This window comes from Paenibacillus sp. FSL H8-0259 (genome assembly GCF_037963255.1).
GTDB classification, from domain to species: Bacteria; Bacillota; Bacilli; order Paenibacillales; family Paenibacillaceae; genus Paenibacillus_AQ; species Paenibacillus_AQ phytohabitans.
On the sequence record NZ_CP150147.1, the window covers coordinates 6,785,936 to 6,810,091 of the forward strand.

The 24,156-nt window shown below is 50.4% G+C and carries 18 protein-coding genes and 1 pseudogene; 10 read left to right on the top strand and 9 right to left on the bottom strand.

Annotation, left to right across the window (positions count from 1 at the left end):
* Window positions 1–9 precede the first annotated feature (9 nt).
* The 5 genes from NSU01_RS29005 to NSU01_RS29025 all read right to left on the bottom strand — a co-directional run bounded on the left by NSU01_RS29005 (window position 10) and on the right by NSU01_RS29025 (window position 5,230).
* Entirely contained in the window at window positions 10–900 is an 891-nt protein-coding gene (locus tag NSU01_RS29005) for a carbohydrate ABC transporter permease (protein ID WP_042139730.1), read from the bottom strand.
* 96 nt (window positions 901–996) lie between these two features.
* Complete coding sequence (locus NSU01_RS29010) at window positions 997–1,923, bottom strand: ABC transporter permease subunit (protein ID WP_042139731.1); 927 nt, start codon at window positions 1,921–1,923, stop codon at window positions 997–999.
* 24 nt (window positions 1,924–1,947) lie between these two features.
* Entirely contained in the window at window positions 1,948–3,246 is a 1,299-nt protein-coding gene (locus NSU01_RS29015; RefSeq protein WP_076248447.1) for a 6-phospho-beta-glucosidase, read from the bottom strand.
* The gene (locus tag NSU01_RS29020) at window positions 3,231–4,220 is read right to left on the bottom strand and encodes a BadF/BadG/BcrA/BcrD ATPase family protein (protein WP_076248450.1); all 990 of its coding nucleotides are present in this window, start codon (window positions 4,218–4,220) and stop codon (window positions 3,231–3,233) included. Before NSU01_RS29020 ends, NSU01_RS29015 begins: the two co-directional genes overlap by 16 nt.
* A 20-nt stretch (window positions 4,221–4,240) precedes the next feature.
* Window positions 4,241–5,230, bottom strand: a complete 990-nt coding sequence (locus NSU01_RS29025) for a LacI family DNA-binding transcriptional regulator (protein ID WP_076248452.1) — start codon at window positions 5,228–5,230, stop codon at window positions 4,241–4,243.
* A gap of 317 nt (window positions 5,231–5,547) precedes the next feature.
* Between NSU01_RS29025 and NSU01_RS29030 the strand changes: the two genes are divergently transcribed.
* Window positions 5,548–5,799, top strand: coding sequence for a hypothetical protein (locus NSU01_RS29030; RefSeq protein WP_076248454.1), 252 nt, complete (start codon window positions 5,548–5,550; stop codon window positions 5,797–5,799).
* Window positions 5,800–6,190: 391 nt separating this feature from the next.
* Here the strand turns inward: NSU01_RS29030 and NSU01_RS29035 are convergent.
* Window positions 6,191–6,296, bottom strand: a pseudogene (locus tag NSU01_RS29035) (LuxR C-terminal-related transcriptional regulator); the annotation flags it as partial.
* A 688-nt stretch (window positions 6,297–6,984) separates the two neighbouring features.
* Window positions 6,985–7,899, bottom strand: coding sequence for a phosphotransferase (locus NSU01_RS29040; RefSeq protein ID WP_076248458.1), 915 nt, complete (start codon window positions 7,897–7,899; stop codon window positions 6,985–6,987).
* A 423-nt stretch (window positions 7,900–8,322) separates the two neighbouring features.
* On the opposite strand from NSU01_RS29040, the gene NSU01_RS29045 reads away from it, so the two are divergent.
* Window positions 8,323–9,531, top strand: a complete 1,209-nt coding sequence (locus NSU01_RS29045) for an IS110 family transposase (RefSeq protein WP_042138433.1) — start codon at window positions 8,323–8,325, stop codon at window positions 9,529–9,531.
* Window positions 9,532–10,497: 966 nt separating this feature from the next.
* On the opposite strand, the gene NSU01_RS29050 is transcribed toward NSU01_RS29045, so the two are convergent.
* The gene (locus NSU01_RS29050) at window positions 10,498–10,722 is read right to left on the bottom strand and encodes a LuxR C-terminal-related transcriptional regulator (RefSeq protein ID WP_019908812.1); all 225 of its coding nucleotides are present in this window, start codon (window positions 10,720–10,722) and stop codon (window positions 10,498–10,500) included.
* Window positions 10,723–11,200: 478 nt separating this feature from the next.
* On the opposite strand from NSU01_RS29050, the gene NSU01_RS29055 reads away from it, so the two are divergent.
* The 7 genes from NSU01_RS29055 (at window position 11,201) to nagA (ending at window position 21,703) form a co-directional block, all read left to right on the top strand.
* Window positions 11,201–12,178: a LacI family DNA-binding transcriptional regulator gene (locus NSU01_RS29055; protein WP_076247571.1), complete on the top strand. Its 978-nt coding sequence runs from the start codon at window positions 11,201–11,203 to the stop codon at window positions 12,176–12,178.
* A gap of 705 nt (window positions 12,179–12,883) precedes the next feature.
* Window positions 12,884–13,810 carry an iron uptake system protein EfeO gene (efeO, locus tag NSU01_RS29060; RefSeq protein ID WP_076247568.1) on the top strand — a complete coding sequence of 309 codons (927 nt, stop codon included), beginning with the start codon at window positions 12,884–12,886 and terminating at the stop codon, window positions 13,808–13,810.
* Window positions 13,811–13,814: 4 nt separating this feature from the next.
* Window positions 13,815–15,164, top strand: coding sequence for an iron uptake transporter deferrochelatase/peroxidase subunit (gene efeB / locus NSU01_RS29065; RefSeq protein WP_076247566.1), 1,350 nt, complete (start codon window positions 13,815–13,817; stop codon window positions 15,162–15,164).
* A 691-nt stretch (window positions 15,165–15,855) separates the two neighbouring features.
* Window positions 15,856–17,673 carry an FTR1 family protein gene (locus tag NSU01_RS29070; RefSeq protein ID WP_256704013.1) on the top strand — a complete coding sequence of 606 codons (1,818 nt, stop codon included), beginning with the start codon at window positions 15,856–15,858 and terminating at the stop codon, window positions 17,671–17,673.
* A gap of 1,230 nt (window positions 17,674–18,903) precedes the next feature.
* Window positions 18,904–19,782, top strand: a complete 879-nt coding sequence (locus tag NSU01_RS29075; RefSeq protein WP_042139740.1) for a MurR/RpiR family transcriptional regulator — start codon at window positions 18,904–18,906, stop codon at window positions 19,780–19,782.
* Window positions 19,782–20,510 carry a glucosamine-6-phosphate deaminase gene (nagB, locus tag NSU01_RS29080; RefSeq protein WP_042141601.1) on the top strand — a complete coding sequence of 243 codons (729 nt, stop codon included), beginning with the start codon at window positions 19,782–19,784 and terminating at the stop codon, window positions 20,508–20,510. The genes NSU01_RS29075 and nagB overlap by 1 nt, the downstream gene beginning before the upstream one ends.
* On the top strand, window positions 20,498–21,703 hold the full coding sequence (gene nagA, locus NSU01_RS29085) for an N-acetylglucosamine-6-phosphate deacetylase (protein ID WP_076247561.1): 1,206 nt from the start codon (window positions 20,498–20,500) through the stop codon (window positions 21,701–21,703). Before nagB ends, nagA begins: the two co-directional genes overlap by 13 nt.
* A 219-nt stretch (window positions 21,704–21,922) precedes the next feature.
* On the opposite strand, the gene NSU01_RS29090 is transcribed toward nagA, so the two are convergent.
* Window positions 21,923–22,879: a YhcN/YlaJ family sporulation lipoprotein gene (locus tag NSU01_RS29090; protein ID WP_179093610.1), complete on the bottom strand. Its 957-nt coding sequence runs from the start codon at window positions 22,877–22,879 to the stop codon at window positions 21,923–21,925.
* Between the two features lie 183 nt (window positions 22,880–23,062).
* On the opposite strand from NSU01_RS29090, the gene NSU01_RS29095 reads away from it, so the two are divergent.
* Window positions 23,063–24,139 (top strand): glycosyltransferase family 4 protein, encoded by a 1,077-nt coding sequence (locus NSU01_RS29095; RefSeq protein WP_305954227.1) that lies wholly within the window; start codon window positions 23,063–23,065, stop codon window positions 24,137–24,139.
* Window positions 24,140–24,156 lie beyond the last annotated feature (17 nt).

Below are 24,156 nucleotides of genomic sequence, written 5' to 3' on the forward strand. Positions count from 1 at the left end.
TGGACACTGCTATTCTTTCAATGAACCGATCATTACGCCCTTCACAAAGTACTTTTGGAGAAAAGGGTACGTCAGGATAATCGGAAGGGTAGCGACCATCATCGTAGCCATAGTCAGTGACTTCGTGGTAATCGTCCGGTTCCGGTTCATATGATCCAGCGCGATCGCATTCGAGGAGCCAATCTGGGTCATAATGTTGGAGTTCATCACCTGCCGCAGCAGCGTCTGTATAGGAAGCAAGTGATCCTTGGTGATATAGATCGCTCCCGTAAACCAATCGTTCCAGTAACTTACTGCGGTGAATAAAGATATCGTGGCCAGAACCGGGCCGGAGACGGGAATCACGATCCGGAAGAAAATGCCGTAGTTGCTGCTGCCGTCGATTTTGGCTGATTCCTCCAGTCCCTCCGGCAATGCGCTGAAGAAGGTGCGGACGACAATCATGTTCCAGACACTGATGATGCCGGGGATAATCAGAACCCAAAAGGTGTCCAGCATGCCCAAAGAGCGAATTAGTAAGTAACTGGGGATGAGCCCTCCGCTGAAGAACATCGTAATCATGAAAAACACCATATATTGTTTGCGGAAAAGCAAAGTCTTCTTGGACATTCCGTAGGCTAACAGGGCGGTGAAGAAAACGGATAATGCTGTGCCGATGAGCGTTCTAAGAATGGTGATCAGAAAAGAATTCAGCAGGCGGTCATCCTGAAACACAATATAATAATTCTCCAGGGTAAATGCTCTTGGCAACAGGGTTACACCGCCGAGCGCCGTATCACTGCCCAGATTAAAAGAAATGACTAACGCGTTCCAAAACGGGTACAGCATGAGTAGCGCCAGCAGTGTCAAAAGGATATAAATAGTCCGCTGCATCACTTTGTCGCCCAGGCTTAGTCTCATTGTTCACCCCTCCTACAAGGTTTATGGAGCATTACTCACAGTCGATACACCGCAGTAAAACTTGCACCCGGAAGCATTCGCTATGAGTAGTAGTACCTACCAGAGACTAACATTTGCCCGGCGGGCGATTGTGTTGGCCGTCACCAGCAGAATGATACTGATTACCGCTTTGAACAGCCCTACAGCTGTCGCATAAGAGAATCTGGCATTTAATATCCCAACACGGTATACATAGGTGTCGATAACATCGGAGTAGGGGCGCAGGATCGGATTGGTTGCCAGCAGCAGAATGTCCTCGAAGCCCGCACTGAGCAGACTGCCTATGGCAAGAATCATAAAGATGACAATAATAGGGGTAATGCTGGGGAGTGTAATCAGGTGAATTTGCTTAAACCTGCTTGCTCCGTCTATAGAAGCGGCCTCATATAGGGTCGGATCAATACCTGCTATCGCAGCCAGATAGACAATGCTCCCAAACCCGACTTCCTTCCATACATTTACACTTACCAGAATGGACCAGAAGTACTTGGGTACCGCCAGGAAGTTAATGGGCTCCCCGGCCAGATTGAACCGCTCCAGCACATAGTTCACCGTTCCGTTATCTACGGATAGCAGCGAAAATACGAAACCGGATACAATAACCCAGGACAGGAAATAAGGCAGATAGCTGACGGTCTGGATCACGCGTTTAAAGCCCATATGACCGACTTCATTCAGCATCAGCGCAAGCAGAATCGGGGCTGGAAAAGAGATAATCAATTTAAGCAGGCTAATCACAATCGTATTTCGCATCACATTCCAGAACTCCGGGGCTTCGAAGAACATTCTGAATTGCATAAGTCCAACCCAGGGGCTCTTCATCATGCCGCTAAAAATATCGTATTGCTGGAACGCCATCACTACGCCATACATAGGAATATAGCTAAAAATGAATACAAAGATAATGCCCGGCCAAACCATGGACTGCAAATCCAACTGACTGGTAAATCTCTTCCACCTGCTCGCTTTTCCGGCCGTGTTCATCCGCTTTACCTCCTCTGGAAGATTCTAGTGAAATAACGGTAAATACGGTTTGTTCTTCTCCAGCATTTCATCCAGCAGCTGTTCAGCTACGGTGACTGATGGCATGAGCGGATGATGGACCATAGCCTGCAGAGCCACATCCCGGTCTCCGTGAACAGCCGCCTCGATGGTGAGACTCTCATACTGCTTGACCGCAGCCAGCAGGCCTCTGACGGACTGAGGAATTCTGCGCAGAGGAATCGGCAGCGGACCCTGCTTGGTGACCACACAGTTCACCTCAATGGAGGCATCGTCCGGCAGGAAGTCAATAATTCCGTTATTCCTTACATTCAGCGTCTGGATATCGCGGGAATCATTATGAATGGAGCGCATCAGCAGCACTGCCGCCTCCGAGTAATAGGCTCCGCCGCGCTGTTCCAGCTGCTTCGGCTTCTCCTTCAGCTCTATGTTCCGGTACAGCTCAAACAACTCTTCCTCCACCTTCTTCACAACTTCAGCGCGTGATCCGGTCGTTGCCGCTGCTTCCTTCTGTTCCGCCAGCATCTCGTCTGTCATATAGTAATAGCTCAAGTAATACGAGGGAATAGCCTGCAAACTATTCAGAAACCGGTGGTCCCAGGCATCAAACGGCACATTGCCTGCCTTATAGCTCTCGGGGTAATCAATAAGCTCCTGCAGCTTGCTCTTCCCGTCAATTACGACATCGGATACCCAGTGCAGATGGTTGATGCCGACAAACTCGGCATAGATCTTCTCCATGGGAAGTCCGAAGAACCCGGAGAGCCACTTTTGGAAACCGATCGGCGAGTTGCACAGGCCTACGCTTTTGACCGATGAATACTTGTGGACAGCTTCAGTCACCATTCCGGCCGGATTCGTGAAATTCAGCAGCCAGGCATCCGGGGCCAGCTCCTCGATGTCCCTGCAAATATCCAGAATAACCGGGATGGTCCGCAGGCCTTTCATCATTCCTCCGGGACCGGTCGTCTCCTGGCCGATGACACTGTATTGAAGCGGAATCCTTTCGTCCCATTTGCGCGCTTCCAGCATACCCACCCGGATCTGCGTGCAGACAAAGTCCGCTCCGGCAATAGCTTCCCTGCGCTCAAGCGTCTCTACTACAGTAATCGGCAGTCCGGACTCAGCAATCATGCGCTTGCTCAGCTCCGCAATCGTATGCAGCTTCTCCCTGCCCTCCTCAATATCCACCAGCCATATTTCGCGGATGGGAAGCTCCTGGTGATGCAGGATGATCCCTTCAATTAATTCAGGTGTATACGATGACCCCGCTCCGATGACAACCAGCTTCAATGTTTCCTCCATGACAATTGTCCCTCCTTACCCTCTGATAGATGATCAAGAACCTCCTGATTCACATGCACACCGCTGCTTTCCATTGCCAGAATGACCGATCCTACAACCGGTTCACGGGTTAGAATCCTTAAAGTGCCATTCGGAGCCGCCAGCTTCACTCTTCGCTCAATGGCCCGCCGGATGATGCCTGAGCGGTCTCCCTTGGTCAGCAGGCTGCCTGCAAGCACGATATCGAAGATGTCCTCCTCCATGGCCAACCGGCGGATGGCCGACGCCGCAGCCAAACCCAGCTCATCCCCTTGCTTGACCAGAAGCCCGGTGGCAACGGGGTCCCCCTCCTCTGCCGCTTGAAACAACAGCTCGGCAATTTGGGGAGGCAAGTCTCTGAAATGATCGAGGTAATCCTCTCTTAACTCTGAAACGGTGGTATAGCCCAGCAATTGAGTTAAGCGTTTGCTAAGCACTGTCTCCATTTCTCTTCCGTCATCCGCCCTGAGGACGCTGCGGAATACCTCCATACTCAGATCATAGCCGCCGCCGAAATCCCCGAACCGGTAACCGAAGCCGCCGCATTGGTATGCAGCACCCGCCGGATTTTTACCACTGCAGTTCACGCCCGATCCGCAAATCAGCACGATCCCATAGTTCTTCTCTGTACCTGACCGCAGCGCATTCCAGGTATCGCAGGAAATCTCCGTCCGGGGAAGGCCAAGGCTGCCGATGATCGGCCGCAAAATTCTAAAATCAGCCTCTCTGTCCGCTCCCGCCAGTCCGAACCAGGAGTAATCCAGCTGATCCCGGGTCAGCCCTGAAGCCGTAATGGCTTCCGATACGGCCTGGTGCAAGCTGTCCGCCGCCTGCTCACGGCCCAGTTGATGATTCCCGTTCCCGCTTTTGCCTGCACCCATGACCTTCCCCTGTTCGTCTGCAATCATTGCGCAGGTCTTACTGCCTCCTGCATCCACTCCCAAAAAATACTTCACAGATGATTCACTCCTATAATTCAAGTTAATCTGACAGATGCGGTGGATTCACGAATGAGCAGCTGAGGAGCGAGCTTCGTTACAGCGGGCTGCGTCACCTCCCCGTTGATCAGTTTCAGCAGTAATTCAACGCCTATATTGCCCATTTGCGCCTCGGGCTGCCTGACTGTCGTGAGCCGCGGGTAGAATTCACCTACGAACTGCTGATCATCAAAGCCGACCACGGAGATATCCTGCGGTACCAGAATTCCTTCCTCACGCAGGGCTTGAACAACCCCGAGCGCAATAAAGTCGTCTCCCGAAAAGATGGCTGTCGGCAGCTTATCCTCGCGAATCCATCTCTTCGCTACCTCATAACCGCTGCTTACCGTAAATCCGCAATATTCTGTGCAGAAGGGCGTTAGCCCCGCTTCATCCAGCGCCTGGACATACCCCCGTTTGCGCTCCGTTACACTCAGAAACACCGAAGGGCCGCCGATATAGGCGATCCGGGTGTGACCAAGACTAATCAAATGATTAGTCGCTTCGTAACCACCTTGATAGTTATCAACCAGCACACTCGGAACATCCTCATGCTGGAACTGGTTATCCAGCAGGACAACCGGAATGTTTTTTCGTTTCAGCTCCTCCACATATTCTTTCTCTTCAAGCGGAGATAACAGGATAATCCCGTCCACGCGGTCCTTCTGAAACAGGAAGTTCACACCGTCATCCTCATTCTCAGCTATAGACAAGGCCAGGAAGTACCCTTGCTCTGCCAGCTTCCGGTTCACCACGCGAATCACGCGGTCATAGAAAGAGTCGTTAAAGTTGGTAATCGACATCCCAATGACTCCAGTCTTGCCGCGAACCAGACTACGCGCTGCTGAATTGGGCTGATAATTCAACTCCTCAATCGCACTCAGCACTTTCTGGCGGTTGCCCTCACGTACAGAGGGTGAATTGTTTAGAACTCTGGATACGGTCACTACAGAGAGCCCCGACTTCTTGGCTACATCATGAATGTTCATTTAAGTATCTATGCCTCCAAGTCCTAAAGTTTAATCGATTTAACTTTCAGAGAAATAAAAAAGAGTAACTCCTCTCGCAAAAACTGCATTATAACTGAAAATCGAACATTAGATGTGAGTTTTCTCTTTATCCAAAACTTCAAAACCGTTCTTAAAGTTTAAAGGTTTATACTTTAATACGAATATACAACCATTCCCAATATTCGTCAATCTATAAAATGCAGATCAGTTACAATGACAATCACCGCACTCACTTCCGTCATCCTTAAGCATCTATACTATACTAAAAATAAGATTAACCAAGCGAGGTGAAGCCGATGAAATGGGGAGAGATTACGAAATTGCACCCAAGCCGCTTTGTTCTGGTGGAAGCAATCAAGGCAACCTCCAGCAACCGTGTACGCCAATTAGAGGATATGGCAGTCATTCAAGACTACGATAAATCCGAGGAGGCATGGAGCGGTTATAAAGAGATGCATAAGCTACATCCGACTCGCGAGCTGTATGTTTTCCATACGAGCAGAAGCGATGTTGAAGTGGTAGAGGAATTCTTCTCAGGAGTACGGTAACCGCTTTTGATTCTGATGGATTAGCTGCAATAGGTATCCACATTGATTTTATATAAATGGGCGAGCCAGCGGATGTATGGAGTATGGGGAAAGAGTGAAATTTGTTATGAGAAGCAGATTACCAGCTTCAGCTTGGTTCGATTCAAGAGCCTTATGGTTTTGACGGAATTATTGGTATTGATTTTATGATGAAAGCCAAATGCAAGGTGGATTTTGAAACCATGATTATTAAGTTTGAGAAATAGACCGGGCAACGCTTACCCTCAAGGGACAGCAATCGCTTGGTCTATTTGCATTTTATTCACAGTTCACTTATAACTGAAACAAAAAACCTCCCCTCACCCCGAAGGATAAAGGAAGGCTTAAACGCGTCACCTCTGAAGCACGGCAGCTATATTTTTAGCTCCCCAAGCTTGATCAGCCAGGGCAACCGCTTGCGAACGGCCTTTTACGTTTAATTTTTGCATGACGTTCGTGGTGTGGTTTGAAATACACTGATAATCTAGGCACTGGTAAACTGATTGTTGATATTAAGGAAATCACCTAATCAAAAGACGGTAACGGTAACGTAATTTAACTATCGTTCCCGTTAGTTCATGACTTTTCACTACTTAGGATGGCTTCAAATATTTTTTTGCCTGTAGCGTCTATCATAGTTCCTTGAGAAGGCTCTTTTTTAGTAATCCATTTCATTAATTGAGCAACATAATAATCCATAAGGATCTGAAACAAAATTATGTAAATCCTTCATAGTAACAGCTACTCCTTTTAGTTTTATGATGCTTACAAAAATCCTCGGTTGTTAAAATCACGCTAATCGACCTATTTGGGATGCTGAATTATGTTTTCGTTTCCATTTATTTATATTCCTGCTCATTACTTCAATTAGAAACGGCAGCTGAGCATTAGACAAGATACCGTAGTGTATTGAACAATCGTTCCTCGTTACTTCAATGAAGTTTCACTTTTTCGGCCAAAGTAAGGCCCACATCATCCAGTCTCATGAGTTTTTACATATGTCTAGTTAAACTCTTGTCTACAACATATATATCAGATTCGGTGAGCATATCATCAACTGTAAACATAAATGCCTTCTCGAAAATTAATGCATAATCTGAATGTTGATAAAAAACAAAACAAGAATCCTTTGGTTCATTATTAAACACTATATTAAGATAACTTCTATTAATCAGCGAGCGCTCGTGTAATATTCGCTTTTGCTTCATCAGCTACTCTTTCATCTTTGTCGTCAATTGCTTGCATTAATATTAACATCGGAATATACACAGCAATCAAACGAGCTAATAACTTCGTCTCTTCATCCACTTCCCCATATTCTCTGAAAAACTCAGTACGAGCATGATAAGGCAAAAAGCTATAAACAACATTCAAATCACAGGCAGGGTGACCAATATTCATATCTCCCCAGTCAATAATTCCTGAAACTTTTCCATTCTCGTCCACCAACATATTTTTAAAATGAAGATCACCATGAAGGAATACGTTCCTTTGTTTTACTTGGTCTGTTTTAAGCTGCACCAAATAATCAGCAATTGCAGAATGTTCTTCCTCCTTAATATGAATTTTCAGATCGGACAAGAATTTTAGCATTTTTTCTTTTCGTAATGCTATATCTGTGAGATTCCTGTGGTCATGTTGAATACCGTTTTCTTGAGCCACCTGTACTGGAAATGCATGCAATCTTTTTAAAAAGTGCGCGAGTGTTGCTACCGATAATGTGCGTTGCTCATCAGTTAATCCAATTGGAAACATTCCCGATAAATATGGATAACCAAGAAATGGTGCAGGATAGTCACTATTCCCTTCACCTAAAAAAAGTGGTTTCGAATAAGGGATAGAAATAAAATCCTCAAGCTTCGGTAATATCTTCGCTTCCATTTTTAACGAATCAATAGCAACTTTTCTTCTTGGAAAACGAAAAACATATTCGTCTCCAGCAAGGAAAACTGTATTATCCCAACCATAACCTAGTCTTTTGATTTCTTTAGACGATAACTGTGGAAACTGACTACTTATTAATCTTTGGGCCAATTCCTCTGAAATTTCCCAATCTGCATCCCATAAATTCGAACTTCCCATATACCTTCCCCTAACAGTTGGCGTTTTAATAATGACATGCAAACATGAAACAGTATTATTTTACCACTAAAATTTCATTGCGGTTGGTATTAAACAGTTATAGGAATTAACTCTCGAAACTGCCCTATAGTACATTTAAGAAACCTGTATCCACAACGCTATTCTGCCCGTTCGTATTATGAGATCAACCAGTTCTTTCTGGTTGATCCTTTTTTCATTTGCATAGAGGATTAAAGTAGCCTGGTCGAACGTACCTGCCCGTGGGACTTGATCCCGAGTGCTATAATGTTCACCCTACTTGTCATGACCATGATTGAGGCTGGTTGGGACGTAAGATCCCGTATAACAAGCGATGCTATGGAGCGACAAGAAGAACCGTAGGGATGCCGGTGAATTTAAACTTACAGGGAGAGATGAGATGAAATGAATCCAGTTGTCGGTCTAGATATTTCAAAAGAAGAAAGTCATGGACAAGCCTTTTTAGCGCGCGGAAAGCTCTTCAGAGGGACATTCCACTTCGAGCACACTCGTGATGGCCTAGCAAATCTACATCAAGTTTTAAAGGACGTTGAATCGGTATCCAAACAACGTCCTTTACTTATTCTAGAAGCAACAGGACATTACCAAAGCCCTGTTGTTCAGTTCTTAGAGGAACATCACTATATTTACATTGTCATTAACCCGCTAATCTCCAATCGGCTTAGAAAGTCTCAGCTTCGTAAAGTAAAGACGGATGCTGCTGACGCTTACCTATTGGGTGAGTTGTACTACAGGGAAGAGTTTGAACCTTTTAAGAAAAGAGGTGTGCAACTTCTCAATCTGCGCTATCTTACAAGGCAATATGAGACTCTTTCAAAGATGTGTGTATCGACTAAACTGCAATTCCAAGCTGTTTTAGATCAGGTTTTCCCGGGTTATAAAGGCGTGTTTGGAGCTATGTATTCCGGTGTTTCACTGCGGTTTTTAAGTGAATTCCCAACCTCATATTTAGTTTTACAGACGGATGAAGATACACTTAGAGCTAAGATGAAAGAACTGCTTTCTTCGAAACGGGGGCGTTCAGAGGACTGGATTAACCAACGGGTTCAACGATTAGTAGATGCGGCAAAACAAAATCCATTTCAGCAAACCATGTATGCAAGTCATTTAATCAATATGAGAGTTCTTATTACCCTTATTCTTCAATACCAAGAGCATCTTGCTGAACTGGAACAGAACATAGATGCTCTGGCTGAAGAAATTGAAGAGTATGAATTAATTCAGTCGATTCCCGGGATTGGGCATAAAATTGCTGCAACAATTTTATCCGAAATAGGAGAAGTCGAACGATTTGATCATCCTAAGAAGTTAGTCGCCTTCGCAGGCATTGACCCGAGTGTCTTTGCTTCCGGTAAGTTTACAGCGACTCGAAACCGAATCACGAAACGTGGTTCCAGGCAGCTGCGTTACGCACTGGTGATGGCTGTTCAGTGTGGACTTATACGCTCCCGAAATATGCGAATCAAAGCGTTCTATGAACGTAAGAGAGCTGAAGGAAAACCACATAAAGTAGCTCTAATCGCATGTGCAAATAAACTCGTCCATTGGCTCTATGCGATCTTAAAAAATAAAAAGGAATTTCGTCCAATTTAAAAAATATTATTGGCATAACCTTCCAAGACACAAAGAAAATTGGAGGGTTTTTTGGCATGCCTCATTTTAACTATACCACATGATTTAGAATCACTTTACTGGTAATGTTGACAAGCTATTAGCTGGTATAGTTTAATTATGAGTCCTAAAGTCCATACATTCTTGAAGTATGTCTCGATTCCTTAATCCTCTAAAATTTGCATATTCTTAGCTGTTATAAGCTGAGAATCAACTATACCAGGAAACTCGAGTAGATCGAATGCAACTTTTTGACCTTCTTTGAGAAACCGAAAGCCGTTCGGTAACCTATTTGAGTCTGGTAGTATTTTGCTAAAGTGTACAAAACATGGTTACCACCCTGCCCGTCTAGCATTATCTGTCCGTAACCTTCATCTTCTTTGAACCAATTGACGATCCCCCATCTGGTGTTCGGGCAATCTAAACAGGTCTCTTTTTAAGAGGGTCTCATGGTCAATCCATAAAACCACATAGACGACATTTAGGGTTAACTCCTTTACTTTATCTTTCAGTCAATAAGACTCAAGATATTATTCCAAATGAGGGTCAACTCCGATTTGCTTTCCCAAGGCTTCTGACGCCCACTACTGTGCATATGGCTTACATCATCACCTGATATATAAGCACTGTTGTTTAAGACGTTAAACCAATGTACTTGAAGTTGTTGACTTCCCGACTCCTGCTGGTCCTGACAATATATATACTGTTTGCATTAACGTTCCCCTCTTCCTGTAACCGAAAAATCATAATATGGCATATTATACCATAATCATTGAAGAGAATTATTATGCTAAACTGCGCATGACAAGGAGCTGCTCTGCCACTCTTTATCGAAGGAACTTCATATGCCATCGATATCACGTGTCACCCTTCCTCCACAACAAAAAACCTCCCCTCACCCCGAAGGATACGAGAAGGCTTAAACGCGTCACCTCTGAAGCACGGCAGCTATATTTTTAGCTCCCCAAGCTTGATCAGCTCGACAACCGCTTGCGAACGGCCTTTTACGTTTAATTTTTGCATGACGTTGGAAATGTGGTTGCGGACGGTTTTTTCGCTAATGAATAACAGTCCTGCAATATCCCGTGTAGTTTTGTCCTGCACTAGAAGCTCGAATACTTCGCGCTCACGATGCGTCAACAGAAATTTGCTATGATGTTCGTTCCCTTTCAATGGTGTCACCCCTCCTTGCTCTGGGTTTGTTTGGTATAACAAGGTAAAGGGATACAGTCAAACCATACTATGTAGGGTGGCAGTTAATGGTGCTGTTGCAGCATTAATTTGGGCGGGGACAGACGCGGATCGGGGACAACCCTGGCATTTCTGACCAAAACGCATAATAAAAACGGCTTCAGCTCCTAGCGTTAAGGGCGTCATCCGTTGGGGCAAAGTCTATAGTAAACACGCTGCTAAGTAATGCTTAGGCAAAAAAATGTTGCTGGAACTCCGTCCGCCCGCAGCGTGAAGCCGCAAACTTTACCGGTCCGTCACGCCCTTTCGGTCACGCCGGCTTAATCCGGTAAGGCTGCTAACAACCCCAGTGTAATTTATGAAATGGATTCCATAGCAAGCTTTTTTATATGCGAAAATGTGAAAATTTCTATGGTAAAATAAAACCATTCCAATTCTGACTCGGGGGGCAGCATACGCCATGGCTAATATTAAAGAAATCGCCCGGATTGCCGGAGTTTCCGTAACGACCGTCTCGCGGGTGCTGAATAATCATCCTTATGTCAGCAAAGACAAAAGAGCCGCCGTCCTCGATACGATTGAGCAGTTAAACTACACCCGCAATATGAACGCCGTCCACCTGATTACCGGACGTACCGGTACAGTGGCGGTGATTCTTCCGTATATCAATGCTTTTTATTTCTCGATTATTATGAATGGTCTTGCCCATGAGGCACTGCTCGCGCAATACCGGCTGATCCTGTGCCAGAGCAATTATTTGCCAGATGAAGAGATTAAAGTGCTGGAGATGCTGCGCAATAAAGAAATCGACGGTGTGGTCATTGTATCGACTGCGCTGAAGCCTGAATTGATTGAGGAGTATACCGCGTACGGTCCGGTTGTAACCTGCCAGGACAGCGGGCAGCGCCGTTATTCCTCTGTATATATTGAGCATTATGCGGCTTTCAAGCAGGGGCTGCAGTATTTGAAGGGCAAAGGGTACCGGACCATCGGCTATTGCGAAGGCAGGCAGAATGGCAGCAGCGCCTCTATCCGGCAGACCGCTTTTCGCGAATTCATTGCTGAGCACAAGCTGGTTTTTCAGGAGGAATGGATGATCTATGACTGCACGACGGAAGAAGACGGTGCGGCCGTGGCACGGTTGCTGCTGGAGATGCCGAAGCGGCCTGAAGCCATGATTATTACCGGAGATCATGTGGCAGCCGGACTGATGATTGAGGCGCGCAAAGCCGGTTTTAGTATCCCCGGAGACCTCGCGGTTATGGGCTTCGATAACCAGCCGATCGGCCGGTTGCTGGAGATCACCACCATAGATAACCACCTGTATGAGATGGGTGCATCCGCCTTCCGTATTATTCATGAGCAGATTAGCTCAGACAACCCTTACCCGGTCTACCGCAAGCTGGATTACCGGATTATTGAGCGGTCCACGGTGTAGAATAAGTAATCTGCGATCACTGCTTGTTTCCTAACCAAACGGTCTATTGCCGGCAGGTACGCGGAATAATTCGTGCTGAGTTAATCCAGCGCTGTCACGAATGCTATAAACTTCAATGTGGCGGAACGTTTAAAAAACATTGCGTATACCAGGCATTCCGCCCGGGTTTACGCTGTTGACTCTGGGACCCGGCAACAGAGCGAGCTTAGAGTAAGATAATTAAGTTTTGCTTCAGCTTGTAAAAGCATGATGTTGTACGTAGTGCAACTCCGGTTCATGAATACCCGGGTGTCCGGGAGGAATGTTGTACGGAATACAGGAATTCCCCCGATCTTCTGCTGGAACAAGAGGAATTGCTGCCTTTTCTACAACAATTCTTGAGTTCGGCCGTTTTTATGAGTAAATTGTTGTATTTCGTGCAGGCATCAAGTAGAAACAGCTATGCTGTCTGTTTAAAGGACGGTACCGTTTCAGGGGAACTTGAAGGATAAGTTATCATATGAAAAAGTATATATTCCTATATACTCAAAAAATTAAACTGCGTCTTCCGCCTGTCGGGAGGCGTTTTTGGTGTTTTATTTGTGTGAGTCAGCACGGATATGATAATTATCACATTTTTATTGACAGGTACTGGATGGGGATTTATGATAGGTCCATCATTGATAACGATTATCATTTACATAAACAAAAGGGGTGTCCAACAGAATGAAGATAGGTTATGCAGTACCCGCGGGTTTGCTTGCGGCTTCCCTCCTGTTTGCCGGCTGTGCAAGCAATGATAACAATAATAATGGCAACAACGGCAATAACAGCAATACCTCCGGGAATAATGCCGCAGCCCAGACGGGCAATGGGTCAACCGGTGCACCTGCCGCAACTGCAGATTCAACTGCTGCTGGCGTTACGGCGGATTTCACCACGGCCATCGACGAGTACCGGAAATATGTAATTGAACAATGCGACGAATTCGTGAAACAGACCGAAGGCTTCACCGATGCGGTGAAAGCAGGCAAGCTTGAAGACGCCAAGGCGCTGTATGCTCCGGCACGCATGTATTATGAACGGATTGAGCCCATTGCTGAAGCGCTCGGAGATCTGGACCCCAATATTGATGCCCGCGAGAACGATGTTGACGCTGCGGACTGGCGCGGCTTCCATAAGATTGAACAGGCCCTCTGGCAGAACAATACCACAGATGGAATGACTGATGTCGCGGACCGTTTGCTGAAGGATGCGCAGCTGCTGCGCGCCAAGGTGGAAACCGCTGAGATTGACGCCAACCTGCTCGTTACCGGAGCTGTGGAGCTGCTGAATGAAGTATCCTCCTCCAAAGTAACCGGTGAAGAGGAACGTTATTCACACACGGATTTGTATGATTTTGTCGCCAATGTAGAAGGTGCCCAGAAGATCTATGAGCTGCTGAAACCCGAGCTGGCCAAAAAAGACCCTGAGCTGGAGCAAACGATCGGCGAGCGGTTCACCGCACTGCTGAATGAGCTGGCACCGTTCAAATCCGGTGACGGCTACGTTTCCTACGAAACGCTGAAAGAAGCTGAGGTCCGGACGTTAAGCCAGAATCTGGACGCCTTAGCTGAGCCTCTATCCAACATGGGAACTATTCTGGGAGTGTGACGGTATGAAAAAGAAAGACAGGACTTCCCGGGAAACTCCCGCGACAGAGAGCGTTCTCTCCAAGGATGCTTCTAAAGATCAGCTATTATTCGATAAAAAACTAAGCCGCCGCGATATGCTGCGGCTTACTGGCGCCTCCGGACTCGGCCTGCTGCTCGGCGGCGGCGGGGTAGGCAGCATTCTGGCGGCACGCAAAGCAGCCGGGCAGCCGGGACAGGCACTCTCTTCCCCGCAACACGCGGGAGCGGACATTATTCCATTCTACGGGAATCATCAGGCGGGAATCATTACGCCTGCGCAGAATTTCCTGTGCTTCGCCTCGTTTGATCTGACAACAACCAAGCTCAGCGAGGTCAAAAAACTGCTGGAGGCCTGGACCACCGCCGCCGCTGCCCTTACTGCCGGTACGCTGATCGGCAGCGTGAACGACAATCCCAATCTTCCGCCTGCCGACACAGGCGAGGCCGATGGTCTTACCCCCTCCAAATGTACGCTTACCTTCGGGGCGGGTCCTGCCTTCTTTGTCAGCCGGTTCGGACTGGCTGCGAAACGGCCGGCCTCCTTCACCGATCTCCCGGCATTCACGGGAGACAGCCTGGAGCCGCAGTGGTGCGGCGGCGATCTCTGTGTGCAGGCCTGCGCCGACGATCTGCAGGTGGCGTTCCATGCCATCCGCAATCTGGCCCGCATCGCCCGGGGCACAGCCGTGCTGCGCTGGACGCAGGAGGGCTTCCAGCGCACCGGCAGCGCCGACCCGGCAGGCGGCACACCGCGTAATCTGCTCGGCTTCAAGGACGGCACGGGCAATCCCGACGTCAGCGATGACGCCGAGATGCGAAGTGTCGTCTGGAGCGGAAGCGGCGATGGCCCCCCCTGGATGAATGGCGGCACGTATCTCGCGCTGCGCCGGGTACGCTTTCGCATTGAGGTCTGGGACCGCTCTACGCTGAGCGATCAGGAAGCAACGTTCGGTCGTCACCGGCAGAGCGGCGCTCCGATTGGAGCGCGGGATGAATTCGCCGAGCTCAATCTGGAGGCGGCGGATGCCAGCGGCAAGCCTGTCATTCCGCCGGATTCCCATTCGGCCCTCGCCCATGGGGACGGTTCAGTCAAAATGCTGCGCCGCTCCTACTCCTATTCCAGCGGCATGGATCTCAAAACCGGACAGCTGGATGCAGGGCTGGTCTTCATCAGCTTCCAGAAGGATCTGGTGAAGCAGTTCGTGAGCATTCAGCAGCGCCTCTCGAAGAATGACCGGCTGAATGAATATATGGTCCATACCGGCAGCGCCGTATTTGCCTGCTTCCCCGGAGTACGGGAAGGTGGTTATATCGGGGAGACGCTGCTGGGGTGACGGCAGATATAGCTAAGTCCGGATTCAGCGTGAGGAAATGACGCTGAATTCGGCGCTGGATATATCCGGGTTCGTAGGGCTGCGCAGTGTGACCAGAATCAGCGGGATGAACGATATGGAACGGATGTTCAGGGACAAATAATCCGGAGCAGACTGGAGATTTGAGAACAGGAAAGTGCGTCGCGGAAATTGCGGGATGAACGAGTTGTGGGACGAACGATCAAGAACAAATAATCCGGAGCAGACTGGAGATTTGAGAACAGGATGTGTGACAGGGAAATTGCGGAAAGAAACGGAGTATCGGCGGGATTGAGTAAATGGAGGGGCGGCTGGCAGCTGGCACGGCAGCAAACGGAATCAGGCAAAATGTTGCACTGGGTACAACTCGAATAACTAGTTTCCTGCCTAATTGGACGGATTGTTGTATGAAATACAACAATCGCTTCGTTTACCAGCCTGGAACCGGTGGAATGCTGCATTTCATACAACAATTTTAGTTTAGGGGCGATATTTCAAAAGAAATGTTGTATTTCGTGCAGGATTGTTAGCGGAGAATCAGGTACAACAGTTACTGCCGCCCCGAAGTCCCAATGTTCACTACAGTGACAACCACGCTTCAGACGCAACACTTAAGTCCGCCTTCTATAGAGGAAAGATAATAGCATGCCTATTCGCGAAGGGAATGATCCCGATGATCATAACGGTTAAAATCAGTCCATGGCGGCAGATCCGGGCAGCGCTGCTGCTGATCTGCCTGCTTCTGCTGCTGCCCAGCGCGCCGGCTTCTGCGTCAGGCGCGCCGCTCGATGAGCTGCTGCCGCCTGTAGGCAGCGCGCTGGTAGAGTCCGGCCAGAGCCGCTGGGATGCGGCGGCGGCCGATGTGGAATCGTTCGCGGCGCTGTGGCGCAGCGCGAACGAAGGCACGCCGGACCCGGCACTCGCCGGTCCGGCAGCTGAAGTCGACGCCGCGCTGGCAGCCGCGGCGCAGGCCCTTGCGGCCGGCGGCGGAGCGCCCGCCAAGGCCGCCTTGTCCACGCTCGCCAGAAGCGTGGACGCGTACATCACCGCCGCCGCAGACGGGGGCGGCGGTGACTCAGGCGCCGCCGGGCGCGCAGCGGCGGCGAAGCTGCTGCCCGCGGCGGAGCGCACGCGGGATGCGGCGCGCAGCGCCGACTGGACGGCGGCGGCGGAAGCCTACCGCGCCGTCGTGAACGGCTGGACGCCGGCGGAGCGCGGCATCCGGGGGGACAATCCCGCCGTCTACGGCCTGCTGGAGACGAAGATGAGCCTGCTGCGCATTGCGCTGCAGGCTGAGCCGCTCCGCGAAGAAGCCGCGCTGGCGGAAGCCGAGGCGCTGGTTGCGCTGCTGTCCGGCTACAGCGAGGGCAAGGCGGTCGATACGGGTAGTGCGCCAGCAGAACCGGCCTCTATTGAAGGGCTGATCAGCTACCTGAACAAAGCTGCAGCCTCCGCCGAAGCCGGAGACAGTCCGGCAGCAGCCGCGGTAATGGAGCAGTTCATCACAGCTTGGCCGTCGGCAGAAGGCGCCGTGCAGATTGCCTCGCCCAAAGTCTATGCCAATATCGAGAATGAGAGCACCGCCGTCACCGGCTACCTGCTCTCCGATCCTCCAAAGCTTGCCGGGGCACTGGAGATCCTGGACAATATGCTCGCCGAGCTGACTCCGCTGGCCGGAGAACAGACGTATACTGCGTGGGATGCGGCACTCATTCTGCTGCGTGAGGGGCTCGAAGCGATTCTTGTGCTCGCCGCTCTGCTCGCTTATCTGCGCAGAGAAGCAGAACCCGCGGCCCGGCGCTGGGTCTGGTCCGGGGCTGCGGTGGGGCTGGCCGGAAGCATCGGCATCGCCGTGTTGCTAACCTACACCATCTCGCAGGCAGCCTCCGGAGGAGCACGTGAGCTGATCGAAGGCATTGCCGGTCTGGTCGCCGTGGTCATGATGCTCACCGTCGGCCGCTGGCTGCATGGTAAATCCAGTACGGCTGCCTGGAATAAGTATGTGGACCGCCAGATGCAGGGTGCGCTTGCCAAAGGCAATCTATGGTACCTGTTCTTCATCGCTGCGCTGGCAATCCTGCGCGAAGGAGCGGAAACAACTATCTTCTATGCAGGCATGGCTCCTGCTATCGCTACTTCCCAGTTGCTGCTCGGGATTGGCGGCGCACTTGCAGTACTGGTCGTTCTCGGCTACGCAATCATTGCACTGAGCGCCAGACTGCCGATTGCGGCCTTCTTCCGCACCGCCACAGTGCTGATCTATTATCTCGTGTTCCGCTTCCTTGGTGAGAGCATCCACGCGCTCCAGGTAGCCGGCAAAATACCGGCACATGCGGAGAGCAGCCTCCCATCCATCGGCTGGCTCGGCCTGTATCCGACCTGGGAGACCTTTGTGCCGCAAATACTCATTCTCGCTTTCATCCTCTGGGAGCTGCTGCGCGGCAGACAAGCTTCCCGCAGAATGCGCACACCAAACCGGTTAACCAAATAAACACACTAACATACAGCTGTCATCAGCGTGAGTGACCTCAAACACGCAGATGGCAGCTTCTATTTTGCCAGCGCCATATTCATTGTCCCCCTCTACTCCCTGCTCCCTACTCACCGCTCACTGCTCTCCAGCTTCTACCCGCCGCCTTCTGTTCTCTCTTCTCTATTTTCTGCCCTTTGCTTCCTATTATCTGTTCTGCCCTCTCCTTTAACCTTTATTTCTTACCCCAGCTTCTCCTTTCTGCCCTTTGTTGTCTGTTCTCTGCTTTCCAACGCCTGCTCTCTGTCCCCTGCCACGATCTGCTTCTTCCTTTTGCCCTTCCTATGATGCCATTGTTAGCTCAAATGCGCTTTCAGCCTCTCCCTGACTGTTAAACCCAGCCTGCAAAGGAGAATTAAGTGGAAAAACGTCACCTAATAATGGAAGAAATCCTGTTTACAGTATCACAGTTGGAAAAACAACACTTATTTTTACTCAAATAGCAAACGACGAAGATATGGATAGAATTAAGTAACATAAATCCACTTAAACCCATCAAAAAGCAGAATAGGACTGGTTTAAATGACGAAAATCCAACTAATTCCCCGGCGGACGGACGTATCCCAGCAGATGCTTTATCGGCACATTTCCAGCTGGCCCCCCCTCCGGAGGGCCGTTCCCCAACAAGCGCATCTTCGCCGGACATATCTCCAGCAGATGGGTTCCATCAGACGCGTCTATAGCAGGCGCGTCTACGGCAGGTGCATTTCCAGCAGCTCCCTCCGGCGGACACGTTCCCCAACAAGCGCATCTTCGGCGGACATATCTCCGGAGGGCCGTTCCCCCATACGCATTTCCAGCAATCACATCACTGGCAGACACGTCCCCGACAGACACACCCTCCCAATCGCATCACCAGCCGCAGCCGGTACGGTACATCCCGCATCGCATCCATGTTCCGGCAGGCGGCCCCCAATAAGCACCTCCTCAGCTATCACACACTTCCAGCCGGCATGTCTCCCGCCCCCTTAGGGCAAACTCACTATTGCATCCTTCGGTGATTTGTTTTATTCTGAGTATGAAAATAATTTTCGTTATTATCGCCTTGTTAATTAAAATAATTTCAGGAAATATTTCAGATTGACTGTTCATCTATTCCACAAAACACAGAAATCAGCGTCAGCTTTAGCGTCAACATAAGTACAAACAAACTACAGGATTACAAAGAACGAAAGAAAAGAAGGTGAGTACTTGTCTCCAATCCTGCATGCCCTGCAGCATGACAAGCCCAAGCTGTCGCAAATGGAACGCAAGCTGGCGGAGCGCATACTGGCTTCCCCGGGAGAAATTGTCCATATGGGGATTACGGATCTGGCCGAAGAGTGCGGCATCAGCCCGGCAACCATTACACGGTTCTGCAAGGTGCTGCATTTCAAAGGGTTCCCTGATTTCAAAGTCAAGCTGGCGGCTGAGCTCGCCCACAGCGATGCTTCGCCGCAGGACGGCGGCTCCTCTTACCAGGACATCGTAGCCGGCAATCCGCTGCCGTTCATTGTCGAGGCGATGCAGGCTAATCATCTGGCCTCCATCCGGGATACCACCTCGCTGCTTGATCTCGGACGGCTGCAGAGCGTGATCGATCTGCTCTGCCGGGCACGGCGGGTCGATCTGTACGGGATGGCAACCTCATCCATTGTCGCCCAGGATTTCTATCAGAAGCTGATCCGCATCGGCGTGAACTGCACGGCTTTTGCCGATTCGCATATGCAGATTACTTCCGCTTCTTCGCTCGCTGCCGGTGATGTCGCGTTTGCAGTCTCTTATTCGGGTGAAACCCCGGAGACGATCGATGCGTTAACCTGTGCTGCGGCAAGCGGCGCAGCGACAGTCTCATTGACCTCATACGGAAGCAGCACACTGGCAACACTGGCCGATATCCCGCTGTTCTCATCATCACTTGAGCAGGGTATGCGGCGCGGTGATATGGCTTCACGGATCGCACAGCTGCATATTATCGATATTCTGTTCACCGGCATGGTCAGCACCCGGTTCGGGGATTTCATTCCCAAGCTGGAGCAGTCGTATCTGAATGTACAACACTACCGTCATAAACGGGGAGGACAATCATAATGAATATTTTGAAATTCCAGAACGAAGAAGATTTCGCAGTAACCGGGGCGAACCTGATTGCCAGCCTGGTGCAGAGCAATCCCAAGGCCGTGCTGGGTCTGGCTACCGGAAGCTCTCCGGTCGGCGTGTACGCGAAGCTGGTGGAAATGCACCGCAAGGGCATTGTGAGCTTCGCCAAAGTCTCTTCCTATAACCTTGATGAATACGTCGGTCTGCCCGTAGATCATCCGCAGAGCTACCGCAGCTTCATGAATGAGCATCTGTTCAACCATATCGATATCGATCCTGCCCGCACTCATGTCCCTAACGGAAATGCACCGGATCTGGATGCCGAATGCCTGGCTTATGACCGGATGCTGGAAGATAACGGTCCTGTGGACCTGCAGATTCTCGGCATCGGCAGCAACGGCCATATCGGCTTCAATGAGCCGGATGCCAGCCTCAGCAGCGGCACACATGTCGTTGATCTGCTGGAGGAAACACTGGAAGCGAATGCCCGCTTCTTCGACAAGCTGGAGGATGTGCCCCGGCAGGCCGTAACGATGGGTATCGGCGGTATTCTCAAGGCCAAGCAGATTGTGCTGCTGGTGCGCGGGGAAGAGAAGGCGGAAGCGGTAAAAAATGCGCTGGAGGGTCCAATCACGACCCAATGCCCCGCCTCGCTGCTGCAGAGCCATCCGAATGTTGTGGTCCTGCTTGATGAAGGAGCAGCAAAATGGCTGAAATAAACGGTTCAACCGGTGAACTGCTGTACGGCAAAGTCCTTACTCCTGACGGAGTCATCCAAAAGGGCGTAATCGCCGTTTTGGAGGGACTGATCCAATATGCCGGAGAGGCCGCCTGGCTTCCGGCAGCCTATGCTAGCTGGCAGACGGGAACTTCACCTGAGCCGGAAGGACTGCTAATTCCCGGATTTGTTGATGTGCATGTGCATGGGGGGGCAGGTCATGACTTCATGTACAGCGATGGCGCTTCACTGGATACCATTACGCGCTTCCATGCTTCCCAAGGCACAACGTCTATGCTGGCTACAACTATGACTGCCGCCAAGGCTGACATTGACCGCGTGCTGTCTGAAGTGAATGCTTATCGTAACGCTGACGGCGGCATGCCTTATGCCCAGCTGGCAGGCGTACATCTGGAAGGGCCGTTCATCAGCCCGAAATGGCCCGGAGCACAGAATCCCGGGCATATTGTCCCGGCCAATACGTTATGGCTGGAGGAATGGGAAGCCCGGTATCCGGGGATGATCCGCCAGGTTACACTGGCTCCGGAACGCGAAGGCGCACTGGAAGCCATCCAGTGGCTGCGAAAGCATGGAATTACGGCAGCGCTCGGCCACACGGACGCCACGTTCGAAGAGGTTATTGCCGCTGCAGATGCCGGCTTAAACCAGGCTGTGCACATGTTCAATGCCATGACGCCGCTGCATCACCGCAAACCAGGGACCGCAGGAGCCGTCCTGTTCGATCCGCGCATCCGCGCGGAGGTGATTGCTGACGGCATTCATGTTCATCCGGCAGCGATCAGCATTATCGCCCGGCTCAAGAACGGGCATAACCTGTTGCTGATCACAGACGCCATGTCGGCGACCGGACTCAGCGACGGGGAATATGCCATCGGCGATTTGCCCGTTATTGTCAGCGGCGGGATTGCCTCGCTGAAGGAACATCCTGAGTCGCTCGCCGGTAGTACACTGACCATGATCCGCGGCTTCCGCTACCTGGTTCAGGAGATCGGACTCAGCCTGCAGGAAGCTTCACAGGCAGCCAGCCTTACCCCTGCTGTATCGCTTGGCATGCAGCGGTCTATCGGGTCGCTGGAGGCAGGCAAACGCGGCGATATCCTGCTTCTGGACGATGAACTGAATCTGCGCGGAGTATGGATTGGCGGACGCAAGCTTGAGGCTGAAATCGGGTAAGCTGCGAGCTGTCTGCCGCTTCCCTGATCTATATATGTATAAGCAAGCCAAGCAGCCCTTCGGCCCGGATTCGGGTGCGGTGGCTGCTTGGCTGTTTGTGTCTGTGCTATGCCCTCATGCTGAATAAGCTTCATATTCTGCTGGAATACTAGCCTAATTGAGACAGGGCAGTTTACTTAATGCTTCATGCTTCACGCTTCATGCTTAATGCTTAAATACTTAATACCCGCTGCGCGTAGGGAAAATCCGTTCGACCATCGTGCGGAATTCATTCGCAAAGCCTTTAAGCGGATGCCCTGCACGGAATTCCTGCGCATAATAATCTGCCCGCTCAACGAAATCGGGGTTGGCCGATACATACACATTGTTAAGGTCTGTCTTCCCCTTTTTAACTTCTGCGGCGATCTTATCCTTCATGTCCTGGGTAAGCGTGTCCTTATCCGTAATCGCGGTTCCGTTACCCGGCGATACGCTGCGGATTCCAATGGTATTGCCCAGACTTTCATCGATGTCGCGTTTCATATGGCGTCCATCGACCATATTGCTGCGGGACATGATACCGTTGTTGCCGTTCCCCAGATAATTCTCCGGATCTGCAACGCCCGTACCGCCTACAGTACCCGTGCCTGTCATGCTTCCCGGAATTCCGGCAATGGAACCGCCTGTTCCTGTCATGCCCGGATTACCGGCTGCGGTTCCTCTACCGGTACGCGTACTGTTGTCCATTCCGCCCATTCCGGCACCTATCCCTGTTTCCAGTCCGCCTGCCGGTCTGCCCGTACCGCTCAGCATCCCGGATGTGCCGCTGCCGCTGGTACTGCCATAGCTGTACGACTGGATTCCCCGGGTGCTCTTGGCATGGACTCCTCCGGACGCCTCTTCCAGCATTACGGCTACATAGGCGCTTTTGCCTACCAGCATTACGTTGGCTGAACGGACTTCCGGCATGGCCGCCACACGATTCGCCAGTTCCTCACTCATCTCCATACTGTCGAAGGAATTCGCACGCATTCCGTTCTGCGCAGAGTTGACGTGAATACGTCCGTCCGTCCCCCTTACACTTTTTGTTTCCACCGTATTGTCCGTTGCAGAGTTATTCGCACCGCATCCTGTAATACTCACCGCGCCCAGCAGCAGCGCAGCAGAAACCGTTAAACCGAATTTCGACCGTAACATCCGTTCATCCCCCGTCATAAGAATAGTTAATTGCAGCGTAACAAGCTTTAGCATGGCCTCTGCCCTGCCAAGCTATCCTGAAAGGATTTGGCACATCGCCCTTTAACCGTCACGCGTAAGTGAAACTTGGCGTATCTTATAAACAGCAGACTGTGTTTCTCCGCAAGGTTAATGTCAGGAGGGGTGATCTTGAAGGTTTTATTCACGTTTTATGTACCAAGCGGCGGGGTAGAGACACTTAACAAGCTGCGGTGTGAGAGTCTTCAGAAAAGCGGCATCGAATGCCATGTGCTCTACCTCATGCCGGGGTCCGGAAGCCACAACCAGACAAACTTCCCGGTGTTTATCACTTCCGTGGATGCAGAGATCAAAGCGGTGCTGGATACGCATAATTATGATGCCATTATTGTAACTTCAGACTATTTACTGCTGGAACGTCTGCGCCGGTTGGGGTATGGCCGTATTCTGATATATGAATCTCAGGGACTTGGCAAGCGCAGTGATGCAAGGAATCTGATTATTGATTCTGTACCTTTTCTCCGCTCCTACTGCAATGCCGTGCTGATTCCCCCCACAGATCATTTACTGGAGCTGTTTATCGAGATCTGTCCCTGGCTGCACCGTTATGTCATTCCCAACATTGTGGATGTGCAGTCCTTCCAGCATATCCCCGGTGAACCGCCCTGCGATCCGGTCATCGCCTGGGTAGGACGGCTGGAAACCAATAAGAACTGGAGTGAATATCTGAAGATTGCCCATCAGATCCGGCTCCACAAGCCTGATCTTCATCTCTGGATGTTCCATGATCCCGATCTCGCTGCAGATGACCAGAAGGAGCAATTTAACAGAGAGCTGCAATCCCTGGGCCTGAAAGACCGCCTCAGTGTGTTCACCAACATTCCGAATCATATTATGCCGGTATATTACTCATCCATCGCCGGTTCCGGGGGATTCCTGCTGTCAAGCTCTATCACAGAGGGCTTCGGGTATGCTGTAGCTGAGGCCATCTGCTGTACCTGTCCTGTACTTAGCACCGATTCTGACGGGGTCAGATCGTTTATTACCCACAACATTACGGGTAAATTTTACCCGATCGGAAATTTGGAAGCGGCTGTAAACGAAGGGCTTGAGCTAATGAACAACATTCCGCTGCGTGAAGCGATCCGCCAGCAGGGCCGGCAGCATATGGTATCCCGTTTTGGATTCGAGCAATATGCCCACTCCTTCCGTGAAATGATGAATTCCTTCTCGATCTTCTGAAAATAACGTAAAAAAGA